Genomic DNA, 13052 nt, shown 5'->3' with positions numbered 1-13052 from the left:
GGCTTTTTTATGCCTGCGATTTCGTAAACTGTGCGTTTTCGGCATCCGAGCGCCCCCATGACCCGTCACGTATTACGCCCTAAGGGCGACTTTCCACCCGCAGGACTGGGTCGGCGCATGGCTGCGATCTGCTACGACACGCTGCTGTGCATTGCGCTGCTGATGGTGACGACGTTCATCTACAAGCTGGTGTGGATGGGCTTTGTCGGTGAAGCCGGACTGCGCCAACTCTCGGAGTCGGGCGCGCTCGACGCCGACCCGTTGCTGTCCTCGATTCTGCTGATGACGCTGTTCGGCTTTTTCGCCAGGTTCTGGACTCACTCCGGCCAAACCCTGGGCATGCAGGTTTGGGGAGTCCGCGTACAGCATCCCGATGGGACGGCGATCAGCCTGTGGCAGGCACTGCTCCGCTTCGTGGTCGCTATCGCATCGTGGCTGTGCCTCGGGCTCGGGTTTTTCTGGAGCCTGTTCGACAAGCAGAAACGCTGCTGGCACGACCGGTACTCCGAAACGCAACTGGTGCGGGTGCCCAAAGGCAGGCGGTAGTTACGCCCAGGAAAGCTGAGCACCCTCCCCCGTTTGTATGAACAATTGAGTGTGTAGGAGCCGGCTTGCTGGCGAACGGGATAGCACAGCCGACTTCCAGGTATCAGTGATAACGCTTTCGCCAGCAAGCCGGCTCCTACAGAGTCAGGCCGACATCCACGCTGGATCATCCGCCACAAAGTCAGCGCACACAGGCAATCGCGAACGATTTTTAGCCCTGCAACGCGCCTACAAAAAAGCCGACCCTGAGGTCGGCTTTTCATCAAGCAGCAGCAATCAGCCCGCGCGGCGCAACAACCAGATACCCGCCAGCGCGCACACCCCAGCCGGCACCAGGACGGCGAACAGTGGCGAGAAGCCGAATACCAGACTCGACGGGCCCAGCAGGTCCTGAGCGATGCGGAAGGTGAAGCCCACCAGCACACCGGTGAACACACGCTGCCCCAGCGTCACCGAGCGCAGCGGCCCGAAGATGAAAGAAATGGCCATCAGCACCAGGGCGACGGTCACCAGCGGCTGGAGGATCTTGGTGTAGAACGCCAGCCAGTAACGACCGTTGTTCAGCCCCTGATCGGCCAGATAGCGCGCGTAACCGTAGAGGCCGGTCATGGACAGCGATTCAGGCGGCAGCACCACGGTACTCAGCAACTGCGGACTCAGCGCGACGTTCCAACGCTCTTCCGGCGCCGTCACTACTTCGGTGCGGCCTTCACGGAAGACTGTCGTGGTCACGTCTTTCAGCAACCAGTAATCGGTCTTGAAGTTGGCCTGCTTGGCGAAGCTCGACGTCAACATATGGCGCTGGTCATCGAAACGGTAACGCGTCACGCCATACAGCAAGCCATTGGGCTGAACGGTGTTGATGTGGATGAACTCGTCACCCTGACGGTGCCAAAGGCCGTGCTTGGCGCTCTGCGCATCGCCAGTACCCTGGGCCAGCGAACGTGCGGCCTGCGCTTGGGCCTCAGTCACCGGTGCCACGTATTCGCCAATCAACAGGCCAGCCACCATCAATACCAGCATGGGTTTCATGACGGCCCAGACGATACGGCCGATTGATACACCGGCTGCCCGCATGATGGTCAGTTCGCTGCTGCTGGCCAGCGCGCCGAGGCCGATCAGGCAGCCAATCAGCGCCGCCATCGGCAGCATGTCGTAAAGACGGCGCGGCGCGGTCATTACTACAAAACTGCCGGCGTCCCAGAAGGTGTAGGTGTCACTGATGTCGGCCATCTCATCAATGAATGCGAACAGCGATGCCAGGCCCAGAATGATCCCCAGTACCGCAAGAATCGCCATGAACACGCTTTTGCCGATGTACCGATCGAGCTTAACCATGAGCCACCTCCGACACGCTGCGGCGACTCGCAAGCTTCAGGCGCAGAGGCTCCCAGTAGAGCAACGCCAGTCCGATGGACAGAAACAACGCATGCACCCACCACAGGCCCAGGCCCATCGGGATCTTGCCTTTCTCAAGCGCGCCACGGGCGGCAATCAGGATGGTCAGGTAAGCCATATAAAGAAGAATCGCAGGAAGGAGCTTCAGGAACCGGCCCTGACGAGGATTGACTCGGGCGAGAGGCACGGCCATCAGCGTCACGATGAACACCAGAATCGGCAGCGAAATGCGCCACTGCAACTCGGCCTTGTTGCGCAGACTCGGCTCGCCGGTCAGCAGCTCGTTGGTCGAGATCGCGTCGCGGTCGGTGACTTCATCGCTGATGTCCGGTTTAGGGAGCAACGCGCCATAAGTGTCGTACTTGATTGCACGGTAATCCGCCTGACCGGGGTTGCCGTCGTAGCGATAGCCGTTATCCAGAATGAGGTAGCGGGTGCCGTCGGGTTTGATTTCCTGCCGGCCTTTTTCTGCGACCAGCACGGTGATGCCGTGGTCTTTCTTCTCGTCGAGCTTCTTCTCGGAGATGAACACGCCGCCCAGGTTGATGCGATCGTCGGACATGGTTTCGGTGTAGGTCACGCGACTGCCGTCACGCAGCAACTGGAAACGGCCCGGCACCAGCGTGTCGAATTCGGTCATCGCGTCCTGCTTGTTGATCAGCAGCTGAAACTGGGTGGCGCCTTGTGGAGCGAGGCTGAAGCTCAACCAGGCAACCAGCAGAGAAACCAGCGCGGCCGGCGCGAGGGTAATGACCAGCAGGCGTTGCTGGCTCATGCCGGTGGCGGCGAGCACGGTCATCTCGCTTTCGAGGTAGAGGCGGCCGTACGCCAGAAGAATGCCGAGGAACAGCCCCAGTGGCAGGATGAGCTGCAGAAAGCCCGGCAGACGGAAGCCCATGATCAGGAACAGCACGCCCGGATCAAGTGCGCCCGACGCGGCCTGAGCCAGGTATTTGATGAAGCGGCCACTCATGATGATTACCAGCAGCACAGCACTGACAGCGCTCAGGGTAACCAGCACTTCTCGGGACAGGTAACGGAAGACAATCAAACCAGACACTCCAGGGTTGTCACACGCAAGCGGCATGACAATGAAATGGATCAGCGCATGATGCGCGCGACGGCGAACCACCGAAAAAATATGCGGCATTATCCTGTGATTGGGTGTGTCTGTCACTGCGCGCGCGGGATACTTCTCTAACCGGCACAAGCGCGCACCCGCACGGGGTTGTCATCCATTGGTCAGCGGGGTCAAACTGCGGGCCTTGCCGCAGGCACGCCGGTGCGTAAGACCTCCGCGCCGCTGCCGAGCCGTGTGCTCAAGTGCGATAACTCACAGTTTATTCGGGGACCCCGACATGGAATTGGTTGTTAAAAGCGTCAGTGCAGAAACCTTGAAGACCGCCACGCTGGTGGTCGCCGTCGGTGAAGGCCGCACGCTGAGCGACACCGCAAGCAGCCTGGACACACTGAGCGGCGGCGCGATCAGCGCAGTCCTCAAGCGTGGCGACCTCTCGGGCAAAGTCGGGCAAAGCCTGCTGCTGCACAGCTTGCCCAACCTCAAAACCGAACGTGTATTGCTGGTGGGCTCGGGCAAAGAGCCTGAACTCAGCGACCGCCAGTTCCGCAAAATCATCAGCGGTGCGCTCAGCACCCTGAAGACGCTGGGTGGCGTTGATGCGGCGTTTGCTCTGGATCAATTGAACGTCAAAAACCGTGACGTCTACGGCAAGAACCGTTTGCTGGTCGAAACCCTGGCCGACGGCGAATACGTCTTCGACCGGTTCAAGAGCCAGAAAGTCGACCCTCGCGCCCTGAAAAAAGTCACCCTGCTGACCGCCAAAGCCAACGTCGCCGATGTCGAGCGCGCCGCCAGGCATGCGCAAGCCATTGCCGCCGGCATGGCCGTGACCCGCGACCTGGGCAACATGCCGCCCAACATCTGCCACCCGACCTACCTGGGCGAGCAAGCCAAAGCGATGGGCAAGGCCAACAAGGGCCTCAAGGTCGAAGTCCTGGATGAGAAAGACATCGAAAAACTGGGCATGGGTTCGTTCCTGGCAGTCGGTCAGGGCAGCGCACAGCCGCCACGTCTGATCGTCATGCAGTACTCCAACGGCAAGAAAAGCGAAAAACCTTACGTATTGGTCGGCAAGGGCATCACCTTTGACACTGGCGGCATCAGCCTCAAGCCAGGCCTAGGCATGGACGAAATGAAGTTCGACATGTGTGGCGCGGCCAGCGTGTTCGGGACCCTGAATGCTGTGCTGGAGCTGCAGCTGCCGATCAACCTGGTGTGCATCGTCGCAGCGGCTGAAAACATGCCAAGCGGCAACGCGACCCGCCCTGGCGACATCGTCAAAACCATGAGCGGCCAGACCGTCGAGATCCTCAACACCGACGCCGAAGGCCGTCTGGTGCTGTGCGACGCGCTGACCTATGCCGAACGCTTCAAGCCGCAGGCCGTCATCGACATCGCCACATTGACCGGCGCCTGCGTCGTTGCACTGGGCGGTCACACGTCGGGCCTGATGGGCAACAGCGACGCGTTGATCACCCAGGTGCTGGAAGCCGGCAAGCGCGCCGACGACCGCGCCTGGCAGCTGCCGCTGTTCGATGAGTATCAGGAGCAGCTGGACAGCCCGTTTGCCGACATCGCCAACATTGGCGGCCCCAAGGCCGGCACCATCACCGCAGCGTGCTTCCTCTCGCGTTTCGCCAAAGCCTATGAGTGGGCGCACCTGGACATCGCGGGCACGGCCTGGCTGAGCGGCGGCAAGGACAAGGGCGCCACAGGCCGTCCGGTGCCGCTGCTGACCCAATACCTGATCGACCGCGCCGGCGTTTAAGCTGAACCGGGCGCGCCGACCTCCCCCGGCCGGCGCGTTCAGCGTTCTGGAACCTCCATGACCCAAGTCGATTTTTACATTTTGCCCAGTGCCGACCCGCTCGCGCGCCTGGACTTCGCCTGCAAACTGACGGACAAGGCATGGCGCCTTGGCCATAAGGTGTACCTGCATTGCAGCGATGCCCAACAACGCGAAGAGCTGGATGCCCGGTTGTGGCGGTTCAGGGGCGAGGCCTTCGTGCCCCATGGTTCGGTCGAGGACGATCAGGACGCTCCGGTGGCGCTGGGTATGGGCAGCGACCCCGGACAACATCAGGATCTGCTGGTCAATCTTGACCTGCGCATCCCGGAATTCTTCAAACGATTCGCGCGTGTCGCCGAGATCGTTGTCGAGGATCCAGCCATTCGCCTGGCGGCACGCGAGAGTTTTCGCTTCTACCGCGAACAGGGCTATCCTCTGCAAGATCACAGGCTGCAGCGTCTTTGAGCACACGATGGATAATTCAAAACACCTGAAAGATTCAGCGCACCTGCTGGATGACCTCGAGTCCATTCGCCAACTGCTGGGCGATGATCCGGCCCAACCGCCGCTGTTGACCGAGTCTGTTCACGCCGATGAGCAAATTCCCGTGCTGTTCGATGTCGTCACAGGGCAGGTGGTAACCGCCGAAGAGCATGAAGCCAGCGCCGACAACATTCCCTTGCTCACTCCCGAGCCCTCCGCTGCACTCGTCCCGCCTGCACCTGCTCCGGCGGAACCCGCGTCCCGCGCGGCGAGTTCCGATGCGCTGCTGCACATTGATGCCGAACTGCGCGCAGCGGCACAGCTGATCATGCAGGACGTGATCCACGACTTCGCCCCGCACATCGAGAACGAAATCAAGCGCCGTCTGGATGCGCGGATGGAACGCCTCTTGACTCAATACCAAAGTTGAGCAAGCGAGTACCAGAACTGAGTCGCCTACCGCAGGCGGCTCTCCAGCGCCGGTGAGCCGCCGTCCATACGCTCGCCGATTACCGCCGGTAGCTTGCGGTTGACCTGAAAAGCTATACTCGTCGGCTTTTCCGACTTAAAGCAGATCAGGTTCCCGCCTCCCATGGACAAGACCTACCAGCCGCACGCCATTGAAACTTCCTGGTATCAGACCTGGGAGTCCGAAAACTATTTCGCTCCGCAAGGTGCGGGCGACTCGTACACCATCATGATTCCGCCGCCTAACGTCACCGGCAGCCTGCACATGGGCCACGGTTTCAACAACGCGATCATGGACGCCCTGATCCGTTTCCGACGCATGCAGGGTCGCAACACCCTCTGGCAGCCGGGCACCGACCACGCCGGTATCGCCACGCAAATGCTGGTGGAGCGTCAACTGGAGGCGCAGGGCCAGAATCGCCACGACCTGGGTCGCGATAAATTTCTGGAAAAAGTCTGGGAATGGAAGGATCAGTCCGGCGGCAACATCAGCCGTCAGATTCGTCGCCTGGGCTCGTCGGTCGACTGGAGCCGCGAACGCTTCACGATGGACGACGGTTTGTCCGAGGCCGTTAAAGAGGCCTTCGTGCGCCTGCACGAAGACGGCCTGATCTACCGCGGCAAGCGTCTGGTCAACTGGGACACCAAACTGCACACCGCCATCTCCGACCTCGAAGTGGAAAACCACGACGAGAAAGGCCACCTGTGGAACCTGCGCTACCCGCTGGCCGACGGTGCCAAGACCGCTGAAGGGCTGGATCATCTGATCGTCGCCACGACGCGTCCCGAAACGATGCTTGGCGATGCCGCCGTTGCCGTCAACCCGAACGATGAGCGCTACCAGGCGCTGATCGGCAAGTTCGTCGAGTTGCCATTGGTAGGCCGTCGAATTCCGATCATCGCCGATGACTACTGCGACCCCGAGTTCGGCACCGGCTGCGTGAAAATCACCCCCGCCCACGACTTCAACGACTACGAAGTCGGCAAGCGTCACAACCTGCCTTTGCTGAACATCTTCGACAAGAATGCCGCTGTGCTGCCCGCTGCCCAGGTGTTCAACCTCGACGGCACGCTCAACGACACGGTCGACGGCACCCTGCCCGCCGCCTATGCAGGCCTCGACCGCTTCGAAGCCCGCAAGCAGATCGTCGCAGCCTTCGACGCCGCGGGCCTGTTGGTCAGCGTCGACGATCACGCATTGAAGGTGCCGAAGGGCGACCGTTCCGGCACCGTTATCGAGCCGTGGCTGACAGACCAATGGTACGTGTCGACCAAGCCACTGGCCGAGCCTGCCATCGCCGCTGTCGAAGACGGCCGCATCGCTTTCGTGCCCAAGCAATACGAAAACATGTACTTCTCGTGGATGCGCGACATCCAGGACTGGTGCATCAGCCGTCAGCTCTGGTGGGGCCACCGCATTCCGGCCTGGTACGACGAATCCGGCAAGGTCTATGTCGGCCGCGACGAAGCCGAAGTACGCACCAAGCACAATCTGGGGCCGGACGTCGCGCTGCAGCAGGACAACGACGTCCTCGACACCTGGTTCAGTTCCGGTCTGTGGACGTTCTCCACCCTGGGCTGGCCTGAACAGACCGACTTCCTGAAGACCTTCCACCCGACCGACGTGCTGGTCACCGGCTTCGATATCATTTTCTTCTGGGTTGCCCGGATGATCATGCTCACCATGCACTTGGTGAAAAACGAAGACGGCACTGCGCAGGTACCGTTCAAGACCGTTTATGTACACGGGCTTGTACGCGACGGTCAGGGCCAGAAGATGTCCAAGTCCAAGGGCAACGTCCTTGATCCGCTGGACATCATTGACGGCATCGAGCTTGAAGCCCTGGTGCAAAAACGCACCTTGGGCATGATGCAGCCCAAGCTGGCAAAAAAAATCGAGAAGCAGACCCGTGACGAGTTCGCCGACGGCATCGCCAGTTACGGCACCGACGCCCTGCGTTTCACCTTCTGCTCGCTGGCCTCGACCGGCCGCGACATCAAGTTCGACATGGGCCGTGTCGAAGGCTATCGCAACTTCTGCAACAAGATCTGGAACGCCGCGCGTTACGTGCTCGACAAAGGTGAAGATTGCGGTCAGAACGGTGAAGCGTTCGAGCTTTCGCTGCCCGATCGCTGGATCATCTCGCAGTTGCAGCGCACCGAAGCCGAAGTGACCCGTCAACTCGATCAGTTCCGTTTCGACCTGGCGGCACAAGCGCTGTACGAGTTCATCTGGAACCAGTATTGCGACTGGTACCTGGAGCTTTCCAAACCGGTCCTGTGGGACGAAACGGCACCGATCGAGCGTCAGCGCGGTACTCGTCGCACGCTGGTGCGCGTGCTGGAAGTCGCGCTGCGTCTGGCGCACCCGTTCATGCCGTTCATCACCGAAGAAATCTGGCAGCGCCTGGCGCCACTGGCCGGTATCGAAGGCAAAACCATCATGTTGCAGCCGTGGCCGGTGGCGAACGATGCGCGCATCGACGTCGCAGCCGAAGGCGATATCGAGTGGCTGAAAAGCCTGATGCTCGGCGTGCGCAATATCCGTGGCGAAATGAACATCGGTCCGGGCAAGCCGCTGCAACTGTTCCTCAAGAACGTCAGCGCCGAAGACCAGCGCCGCCTGAACGAGAACGAGCACCTGCTGAAAAAGCTGGCCAAGCTGGAGTCCTTCACGGTATTGGAAGCTGGCGCCGAAGCACCACTGTCCGCGACCGCGCTGGTCGGCGAGATGGAAGTGCTGGTGCCGATGGCCGGTTTGATCGACAAGGATGCCGAACTGGCGCGCCTGGACAAAGAAATCCAGCGTCTGCAAGGCGAAGTGCAGCGGGTCGGTGGCAAGCTTTCCAATGCTGCGTTCGTCGACAAAGCCCCGCCTGAAGTGATCGCCAAGGAGCGCGCGAAGATGGCCGAAGCTGAACAGGCGCTTGGCAAACTCGCCGAGCAGCACGCTCGGATCGCGAGTCTGTAATTCGACTAAATCAGCCGGCCTGAATCGCGGGCCGGTTGACGACCATGACCCCTGTAGGAGTGAGCTTGCTCGCGATATCGGTATGTCAGCAACCCAACCGTTGCTGATACACGGTTATCGCGAGCAAGCTCACTCCTACAGGGGTTGTGCTTTCACGAGAATGCATCACCGATGACCAGCCCCGACGCCCCCAAGCCCCAACGCAATTCCCAACGCAAAAAGCCCAAACCCGCGCAACAGGCCACCTCGGCCGCGCCGCGCGAGAAAGCGACATTGCACCCGCGCAACCGTCACCAGGGTCATTACGACTTCCCGCGCCTGATCAAAAGCAGCCCCGAGCTGGGCAAGTTTGTGATCCTCAACCCTTACGGCAAAGAAAGCATCGACTTCGCCAATCCTGCTGCGGTGCGCGTGTTTAACCGCGCCTTGCTGAAGGCCTTTTATGGCATCGCCCATTGGGACATTCCGGCGGACTACCTATGCCCGCCGATTCCCGGGCGCGCGGACTACCTGCATTTTCTGGCGGACCTGCTGGCGGAGCGCAACGACGGGGTCATCCCGCGCGGCGCGTCCGTGGCGGCGCTGGACATCGGCACTGGCGCCAACTGCATCTACCCGCTAATCGGCCAGGGCGAATACGGTTGGTCCTTCCTGGGCTCGGACATCGACAAGATTGCCCTTGCTTCGGCCAGTACCATCGTCAAAGCCAATGGTTTGAGCAAAAGCATCGGCTTCAGGGAGCAGATCAACCGTAAACACATCCTGACCGGCCTGCTCGAGCCTGATGAGCGCTTCGACATCAGCCTGTGCAATCCGCCCTTCCACGCTTCGGCGGAGGAAGCGTTACGCGGCAGCCAACGCAAGTGGCGAGCCCTCGGCAAGGCAGACCCCAAACGTAAATTGCCGGTGCTGAATTTTGGCGGCCAGGCTGCCGAGCTGTGGTGCGAGGGTGGCGAAGCACGCTTTGTGACGCAGTTGATCACTGAAAGCGCCCAAGTGGCGCAGCAGGTGCTGTGGTTCAGCACGCTGGTGTCGAAGGCCTCGAACCTGCCGCTGATTCAGAGCGCGTTGAAAAAAGCCGGGGCCGTGGAAAGCCACACGATCGAAATGGGGCAAGGCCAGAAGCAGAGCCGCTTCGTGGCGTGGACCTTTCAGGACAAGGCCAGGCAGGCGTCTTGGCGTGCGGAACGCTGGGCACCCTCCAGGTAACCGATTGCTGTGCTGCTGCGGCATCTGAATCGCAGGCACAAAAAAACCGTGTCCGGATCACTCCGTCACACGGTTTCCTCAACCAGGCAGCGTTTTCGCTTACTTGTTGACCGAGTCAGTCAGCACTTTGGCCGGTACGAACTTGACGACTTTCTTGGCGGCGATTTCGATGGCTGCGCCAGTCGAAGGGTTGCGGCCAGTGCGTGCTGGACGCTCGGTGACTTTCAGTTTGCCAATGCCTGGCAGAGTGATTTCACTACCGTTTTCCAGTTGGTCAGCGACGATTTGACCCAATTGGTCGAGAGCGTTGCGCGCGGTGGTTTTCGGCGCGTCGATTGCTTCTGCGATATCGGCGATCAATTGGTCTTTAGTCAGAGCCATGGTGGTGTTCCTTCCCTATCAAATTCGAATGGTTTGCAGAGTGTGGTACAGACGCGAAATGTAGATGCTGTATTCGACCTTTGGTTCGGCCAAACGCCCACAAACTGCATGCCTGGCGCGGTTTGGCGCTCAGGACCGGGCAAAACTAGCACAGCGCAACGCAAATATCCGCCCCTACCTACCCATTTGGTCAGCTTTATCGCCCATGACCGGTAAAAAAGTCATATTAATGCGCTCAGGTCAGGGTTTTCGGCCCTTCCAGAGCGTTCGGCAGCCGGTGTGCGGTACACTTGCCGACTTTCGCACGGGCCTGGTCTGGTCCCGTTCAGTTCCCCTTCAGCAGCCGAGAATTCCATGCCGATCCGCCATGCCATCGTCCACCTGATCGACAAAAAGCCCGACGGCACGCCCGCCGTCCTTCACGCCCGGGACTCCGAACTCGCCGAATCGCAGGCCATCGAGAACATGCTGGCGGACCTCAACGAGAGCTACAACGCCAAACAGGGCAAGGCCTGGGGTCTGTTTCATGCCGAGTCCGGCGCGCACCCGTTCAGTGGCTGGCTGAAGGAATACCTGGACGAGGGCAAGGACTTCACCCAGTTCAGCCGTGTCGCCGTGGAGCATTTACAGAAGCTGATGGAGGAGTCGAATCTGTCGGTGGGCGGGCACGTGCTGTTCGCCCATTACCAGCAGGGCATGACCGAATACCTCGCCATCGCGCTGCTGCACCATAGCGAAGGCGTGGCGGTGAACGATGCGCTGGACGTGACACCCTCCCGGCATCTGGACCTGGGTCAACTGCACCTTGCTTGCCGCATCAACATTTCCGAGTGGCAAAACAACAAGGCTTCCAAGCAGTACATCTCGTTCATCAAGGGCAAGAACGGCAAGAAGGTTTCGGAGTACTTCCGCGACTTCATCGGTTGCCAGGAAGGCGTCGACGGCCCTGGCGAAACCCGCACACTGCTCAAGGCATTCAGCGACTTCGTCGAGAGCGAGGACCTGCCCGAAGACTCAGCCCGCGAGAAGACCAAGACACTGGTCGACTACGCCAGCAGCCAGAGCAAAATGGGTGAGCCCATGGGGCTTGAAGAGCTGTCCGGCCTGATCGACGAAGACCGCCCGCGGGCGTTCTACGAGCACATCCGCAACAAGGATTACGGCCTTTCGCCAGAGATTCCGGCCGACAAACGCACGCTCAATCAATTCCGGCGTTTTACCGGGCGCGCCGAAGGCCTGTCGATCAGCTTTGAAGCGCACTTGCTTGGCGACAAGATCGAGTATGACGAAGAGAAAGGCACGCTGATCATCAAGGGCCTGCCGACGCAACTGACCGACCAGCTCAAGCGCCGCTGAGCCTGCCGAGGAGCCGCCCGAATGTTCGTACGTACGCTCAAGAAGTTTTTGCTGATCATGCTGGTAGTGGTCGTCTATCAGAACTGGGGCAAGATCGAGAACTTCGTCCACCCCTCCTCTTCGGTCGTGTCGCAGCAGGCCCAGGCCAACGCCAAGGTCACGCTGTACGCGACCGACTGGTGTGGCTACTGCAAACAGACGCGGCGCTTTCTCGACAGCCAGGGGATTCGCTACACCGAATTCGATATCGAAAAAGATGCCGCAGGCCGCAAGGCCTATGAAGCCCTGGGTGGCCGCGGCATTCCCCTGATCGACGTGAATGGCACGTTGATCAGAGGGTTCAGCGAAGAGCAGATTCTCGCCGCTTTGAAGTGATTGAACGCTCCGGCGCACGGCGCCGGAGGTTGCGCTGGCGGATCAGGCCGTTTTTATCTGAAACCCGTACCGCGGGAAGTGCACATGCACAGTGCCCGCGCGTTCGTCCTCCCGCCGCAGGATGATTTCTTCGCGCCCGCTGAACATCAGTTCCCCTTCCACCGGGTCAACGCCGTAATCCACCGCTGACACCGAGACCTGCTGGCCGGCGGTAAAGCCGTTGGGGTCGCTGAATACCTCTTCAGGCAGCGGCGCAGGCGTGGCAGAGCGAGCGATTTCCACCGCATCGGCCGAATCCAGCTCGCTCGGCGCGCCATGCCCGAACGCGATAACCCGCTCGTACCAACTCAGGACGGCCGGGTAGGCGTCCACCAGCGGGGATGTCACCGGGGTCTGTTTCAGGAACCAAAGGGTGTGGGCGACCGAGAAATCAGCGATCGAAGGTGCGCCGAGAAGGAAGTCGCCGTTGCGCTCGAGCTGGGTTTCCAGACGTGCCATCAGGGTTGGCCATTGATGCTGCGCCACTTCCAGCGGCACGCGATTGGCGCTGCCGCCATTGAACAACGTGGCGCGGTCGGCAACGAATGCCTTCACCGCCTCAGGCGGGACCTTGGCGAAACGCGCGGCCATTGAGGCAGGTTGAAACACCAGACTGACAGAGTTCAGAAACAACACCGAATCCGCCCACGCCGCCAGGCTTGCCGAGGTGAATTCCTGGCCTTCAGGGTAGAACGTGGGTGAGGCCTTTTCCTGCTCAAGTCGACGAGCAATCAGCGCAGTGTCGCAATAGATGTCTGCGCCTACTTGCAGCACGGGGGTCTTGCGATAGCCGCCGGTGAGGGGCATGAGATCGGGCTTGGGCATGATCGACGGGATGATCACCGAGCGCCAGGACAGGCCTTTGAAGCCCATCATCAGCCGGGCTTTTTCCGCGAAGAGGGACATTGGATAGTGGTGAAGAATCAACTCAGACATGCTTCGGGCCATCCGTAGGG

The 13052-nt window shown here is 60.5% G+C and carries 12 protein-coding genes; 8 read left to right on the top strand and 4 right to left on the bottom strand.

Annotated elements, in window-relative coordinates; genetic code table 11:
• Positions 1 to 57: 57 nt before the first annotated feature.
• Positions 58 to 546 (top strand): RDD family protein, encoded by a 489-nt coding sequence (locus tag QRN48_RS13370; protein WP_285351094.1) that lies wholly within the window; start codon positions 58 to 60, stop codon positions 544 to 546.
• Positions 547 to 822: 276 nt separating this feature from the next.
• On the opposite strand, the gene lptG is transcribed toward QRN48_RS13370, so the two are convergent.
• Positions 823 to 1884, bottom strand: a complete 1062-nt coding sequence (lptG, locus tag QRN48_RS13365) for an LPS export ABC transporter permease LptG (RefSeq protein ID WP_285351092.1) — start codon at positions 1882 to 1884, stop codon at positions 823 to 825.
• On the bottom strand, positions 1877 to 2995 hold the full coding sequence (lptF, locus tag QRN48_RS13360) for an LPS export ABC transporter permease LptF (RefSeq protein WP_037017376.1): 1119 nt from the start codon (positions 2993 to 2995) through the stop codon (positions 1877 to 1879). Before lptF ends, lptG begins: the two co-directional genes overlap by 8 nt.
• Before the next feature lie 307 nt (positions 2996 to 3302).
• On the opposite strand from lptF, the gene QRN48_RS13355 reads away from it, so the two are divergent.
• The 5 genes from QRN48_RS13355 (at position 3303) to rlmF (ending at position 9945) form a co-directional block, all read left to right on the top strand.
• Positions 3303 to 4793 (top strand): leucyl aminopeptidase, encoded by a 1491-nt coding sequence (locus QRN48_RS13355; protein ID WP_285351091.1) that lies wholly within the window; start codon positions 3303 to 3305, stop codon positions 4791 to 4793.
• Positions 4794 to 4850: 57 nt separating this feature from the next.
• Positions 4851 to 5279 (top strand): DNA polymerase III subunit chi, encoded by a 429-nt coding sequence (locus tag QRN48_RS13350; protein WP_037014895.1) that lies wholly within the window; start codon positions 4851 to 4853, stop codon positions 5277 to 5279.
• A 7-nt stretch (positions 5280 to 5286) separates the two neighbouring features.
• Positions 5287 to 5727, top strand: a complete 441-nt coding sequence (locus QRN48_RS13345) for a DNA polymerase III subunit chi (RefSeq protein ID WP_285351090.1) — start codon at positions 5287 to 5289, stop codon at positions 5725 to 5727.
• 162 nt (positions 5728 to 5889) lie between these two features.
• On the top strand, positions 5890 to 8736 hold the full coding sequence (locus QRN48_RS13340; protein WP_285351088.1) for a valine--tRNA ligase: 2847 nt from the start codon (positions 5890 to 5892) through the stop codon (positions 8734 to 8736).
• 171 nt (positions 8737 to 8907) lie between these two features.
• Complete coding sequence (gene rlmF, locus QRN48_RS13335) at positions 8908 to 9945, top strand: 23S rRNA (adenine(1618)-N(6))-methyltransferase RlmF (RefSeq protein ID WP_285351086.1); 1038 nt, start codon at positions 8908 to 8910, stop codon at positions 9943 to 9945.
• Positions 9946 to 10044: 99 nt separating this feature from the next.
• On the opposite strand, the gene QRN48_RS13330 is transcribed toward rlmF, so the two are convergent.
• The gene (locus QRN48_RS13330) at positions 10045 to 10326 is read right to left on the bottom strand and encodes an HU family DNA-binding protein (RefSeq protein WP_037014905.1); all 282 of its coding nucleotides are present in this window, start codon (positions 10324 to 10326) and stop codon (positions 10045 to 10047) included.
• A 354-nt stretch (positions 10327 to 10680) separates the two neighbouring features.
• Here QRN48_RS13330 and yejK point away from each other — a divergent pair, with 354 nt between their 5' ends.
• Both yejK and QRN48_RS13320 read left to right on the top strand, forming a co-directional pair.
• The gene (gene yejK, locus QRN48_RS13325) at positions 10681 to 11682 is read left to right on the top strand and encodes a nucleoid-associated protein YejK (protein WP_037014908.1); all 1002 of its coding nucleotides are present in this window, start codon (positions 10681 to 10683) and stop codon (positions 11680 to 11682) included.
• Between the two features lie 21 nt (positions 11683 to 11703).
• A complete protein-coding gene (locus QRN48_RS13320; protein ID WP_037014911.1) occupies positions 11704 to 12057 on the top strand; it encodes a glutaredoxin family protein in 354 nt (117 codons plus the stop codon).
• Between the two features lie 42 nt (positions 12058 to 12099).
• Here the strand turns inward: QRN48_RS13320 and QRN48_RS13315 are convergent, their stop codons facing one another.
• Positions 12100 to 13032, bottom strand: coding sequence for a glutathione S-transferase family protein (locus tag QRN48_RS13315; RefSeq protein ID WP_285351083.1), 933 nt, complete (start codon positions 13030 to 13032; stop codon positions 12100 to 12102).
• Positions 13033 to 13052: the final 20 nt, after the last annotated feature.

This window comes from Pseudomonas sp. ME-P-057 (genome assembly GCF_030208975.1).
In the GTDB taxonomy this organism is placed as follows: Bacteria; Pseudomonadota; Gammaproteobacteria; order Pseudomonadales; family Pseudomonadaceae; genus Aquipseudomonas; species Aquipseudomonas lutea.
This window is presented reverse-complemented; position numbering and strand designations above follow the sequence as displayed.